Source organism: Streptomyces sp. NPDC054975 (assembly GCF_053609105.1).
In genome coordinates, this window is sequence record NZ_JBSGWV010000079.1 from 1 (window position 1) to 3,522 (window position 3,522).

4 protein-coding genes are annotated in these 3,522 nt (G+C 67.7%); 3 read left to right on the forward strand and 1 reads right to left on the reverse strand.

Going from position 1 to position 3,522, the window contains the following annotated elements; translation table 11 throughout:
• Window positions 1-454 precede the first annotated feature (454 nt).
• Window positions 455-1,150, forward strand: coding sequence for an LPXTG cell wall anchor domain-containing protein (locus ACWF79_RS33520; RefSeq protein WP_453731965.1), 696 nt, complete (start codon window positions 455-457; stop codon window positions 1,148-1,150).
• 151 nt (window positions 1,151-1,301) lie between these two features.
• Here ACWF79_RS33520 and ACWF79_RS33525 read toward each other — a convergent pair whose 3' ends face one another.
• Window positions 1,302-1,487: a hypothetical protein gene (locus ACWF79_RS33525; RefSeq protein WP_453731966.1), complete on the reverse strand. Its 186-nt coding sequence runs from the start codon at window positions 1,485-1,487 to the stop codon at window positions 1,302-1,304.
• 258 nt (window positions 1,488-1,745) lie between these two features.
• Between ACWF79_RS33525 and ftsE the strand changes: the two genes are divergently transcribed.
• Window positions 1,746-2,435: a cell division ATP-binding protein FtsE gene (ftsE, locus tag ACWF79_RS33530; RefSeq protein WP_215071052.1), complete on the forward strand. Its 690-nt coding sequence runs from the start codon at window positions 1,746-1,748 to the stop codon at window positions 2,433-2,435.
• Window positions 2,436-2,456: 21 nt separating this feature from the next.
• Entirely contained in the window at window positions 2,457-3,374 is a 918-nt protein-coding gene (ftsX, locus tag ACWF79_RS33535) for a permease-like cell division protein FtsX (RefSeq protein WP_453731967.1), read from the forward strand.
• Window positions 3,375-3,522 lie beyond the last annotated feature (148 nt).

Below are 3,522 nucleotides of genomic sequence, written 5' to 3' on the forward strand. Positions count from 1 at the left end.
TCGTCGTCGCCGCCCCCCCCCGCCCCCGCCGCCGCCCCCCGCCCCCCCCCCCCGCCCCCCCCGGCCCCCGTTCTGTGTCCGCCGTCCGCGCGCGGATCGATGCGCGGGCGAGGCCCGGATCGATGCGCGGGGGGTTCGCGGGCGATTCGCGGGCGCAAGGGGGAAGCCGGCGTTCCTGACGCTTTGTCGACAAGGGAACTGGCCTTGCAGGGGCGGCAGTTCCACGTTTACGTCACAGTTGCATCCCCACATGGTGGGCAACTGGTGATCTTTCGGGCATCGCACGCGCAACGACCTTGACGCGTATGCGGAAACTCGGAAGGGTGGCCCGCGGCATGCGTATCTCTGGGGCGTGTGTGAACGGGGGCCGGTTGAGTGAGACGCCGCTCCCGATGCCCGAAGGCCCCCGAGCGCTGCTCCAAAGACTAGATGAGCTACTGGGGGTAGCAGCCAGATGACCAAGAAGACGCGGATCCGTGTAGCGCGTATAGCGGCCGGCGCGGTGATCGCCGCCGGCGCGTCGCTCACCGCAGCGGGTGCCGCTTCGGCCGTGGGCGTGTCCTTCGGCGCCGAGGTGAACGACGGCACGATCGAGGTCCAGGCCGACGTCACGAACGGCGACGGCGACACCGACCCCATCGGCGGCATTGACGGTGGTGTCGACCCCATCGGCGGCGTTGACGGCGGGAACGGGAACGGCGAGAACGGGAACGGTGGCAACGCCGGGAACGGGAACGGCGAGAACGGGAACGGCGGGAACGGCGGCAACGGCAACGGCGGGAACGGCAACGGCGGTAACGGCGAGAACGGGAACGGTGGCAACGCCGGGAACGGGAACGGCGGGAACGGCAACGGCGGCAACGGCAACGGCGGGAACGGCAACGGCGGCAACGGTGGCAGCACCACCGGTGGCGACGACGCCGGCACCTGCATCGTCGACGTCGACGGCGCCGAGTGCGTGAGCAACAACCCCGACACCGACAACGCCGGCTCGCAGCCCGTCGAGCAGGGCAAGGCCAAGGAGGAGCTGGCGGAGACCGGCGCCGCCGAGACCTCGTTCCTGATCATCGGTGCCGCGACCATGATCGCCGGTGGCATCGGCTTCCGGATGCTGCCGCGTCTGGTCGGCGGTGGCCGCGCCGCCGTCTGAGCGGAGCGCCGCGGTAGGCCGTAAGGCCGTACAGGCATGAAGGAGAGGGCCGGGGGCGCACCCCCGGCCCTCTCTCCTTGTCCGGCTCGTATGCGGAGCCCTGCGCGGCCCCTACGGGGTTCTGTGCGGGCTGTGCGGGTCTACGCGGGGACTAGGCGGTCTGCAGCGCAGCCAGCAGCGCCATCGTCGCCAGCAGGGCGATCACCAGTGCCAGCACCATCGCCGGGGTCAGGCCCGTCGACGGGCCCAGTCGTTCCCGGTTCGCGCGGCAGACGGGGCAGCGACCCTCCGCGACGGGGGCCGCGCAGTTGGCGCACACCAGTCGGTCATACGTCATGCGCTCTCCTCCTCCCGCACAGGGGTCCACGCGGGGTTCACACCAAGGACAACGCCCGGTGGCACCCGAGCGTTCCCCCTACCACTGTGCCAGCTCCGAGGCGTTTCGGCGCGCCCCGTCGGGTTACACCCGGATCGCGACCGTTCCGCCCCGAGGGGCGAAAAGGATAAAGCACGCAAGCCGGGACCGCGACTGCGCAGCCCTTCTCCGGTCGCGTAAGGTCGCGCACACCTACTCCCGGCCGACCGTGGTGCATCCGTGATCCGATTCGACAACGTCTCCAAGTCCTATCCGAAGCAGAACCGCCCCGCGCTCCGGGATGTATCCCTGGAGATCGAGAAGGGGGAGTTCGTCTTCCTCGTCGGTTCCTCCGGCTCCGGAAAGTCGACTTTTCTCCGGCTGATCCTGCGCGAGGAGCGCTGCAGCCACGGCCAGGTGCATGTCCTCGGCAAGGACCTCGCCCGGCTGTCCAATTGGAAGGTGCCCCACATGCGGCGCCAGCTCGGGACCGTCTTCCAGGACTTCCGGCTGCTGCCCAACAAGACCGTCGCCGAGAACGTCGCCTTCGCCCAGGAGGTCATCGGCAAGCCGCGCGGTGAGATCCGCAAGGCCGTGCCCCAGGTCCTCGACCTCGTCGGCCTCGGCGGCAAGGAGGACCGGATGCCCGGCGAGCTGTCCGGTGGTGAGCAGCAGCGCGTCGCCATCGCCCGGGCCTTCGTCAACCGGCCCATGCTGCTGATCGCGGACGAGCCCACCGGCAACCTCGACCCGCAGACCTCCGTCGGCATCATGAAGCTGCTCGACCGCATCAACAGGACAGGGACCACCGTCGTCATGGCGACCCACGACCAGAACATCGTCGACCAGATGCGCAAGCGCGTCATCGAGCTCGAAAAGGGCCGCCTCGTCCGCGACCAGGCACGCGGCGTCTACGGATACCAGCACTGAGCAGGTAGGGGATAGAACACCATGCGCGCTCAGTTCGTGCTCTCCGAGATCGGCGTCGGCCTCCGGCGCAATCTCACGATGACCTTCGCCGTCATCGTCTCCGTGGCCCTCTCGCTCGCCCTCTTCGGCGGCGCGCTGCTCATGCGCGAGCAGGTCAGCACGATGAAGGACTACTGGTACGACAAGGTCAACGTCTCCATCTTCCTCTGCAACAAGAACGACGCGGCCACCTCCACCAAGTGCGCCAAGGGCGCGGTGACCGCGCAGCAGAAGGAGCAGATCGAGGCCGACCTGAAGAAGATGGACATCGTGGACAAGGTCATCCACGAATCCACCGACGAGGCCTACAAGCACTACAAGGAGCAGTACAGCGACACCGCCATCGCCTCGGTCATCACGCCCGACCAGATGCAGGAGTCGTTCCGGGTCAAGCTGCACGACCCGGAGAAGTACAAGGTCGTCGCCACCGCCTTCGCCGGCCGGGACGGCGTGGAGTCCGTGCAGGACCAGCGCAACATCCTGCAGAACCTCTTCGACCTGATGAACGGCATGAACATCGCCGCCCTCGGCGTCATGGGGCTGATGCTGGTCATCGCGCTGATGCTGATCGTCAACACGGTGCGCGTCTCCGCCTTCAGCCGACGGCGCGAAACCGGGATCATGAGGCTGGTCGGCGCCTCCAGCTTCTACATCCAGATGCCGTTCATCATGGAGGCCGCGTTCGCCGGTCTCCTCGGCGGCGCCGTCGCCTGCGTGATGCTCCTGGTCGGCCGGTACTTCCTCATCGACCACGGCATCGCCCTCGCCGACAAGATGCAGCTCGTCAACTTCATCGGCTGGGACGCCGTCCTCGCCAAGCTGCCGCTCGTCATCGCCATCGGCCTGCTGATGCCTGCTCTTGCGGCCTTCGTCGCGCTGCGCAAGTACCTGAAGGTGTGACAAGGACCCCTCTGTCACCCTTGGCGCCGTACGGTCAACGACCGTACCACCCCCCACCTGTGTAGAATCGAGATTGCCCCGGCCAGCAGCCCCCACACCACAGGACACAGGGACATATATAAAAAAAAAACACCCCCCCAAACACCAG

Bases quoted from the DNA above. Each gene is read 5' to 3' on its own strand.
- ACWF79_RS33520 (WP_453731965.1), top strand. From the start codon at position 455: ATGACCAAGAAGACGCGGATCCGTGTAGCGCGTATAGCGGCCGGCGCG.
- ACWF79_RS33525 (WP_453731966.1), bottom strand. From the start codon at position 1,487: ATGACGTATGACCGACTGGTGTGCGCCAACTGCGCGGCCCCCGTCGCG.
- ftsX (WP_453731967.1), top strand. From the start codon at position 2,457: ATGCGCGCTCAGTTCGTGCTCTCCGAGATCGGCGTCGGCCTCCGGCGC.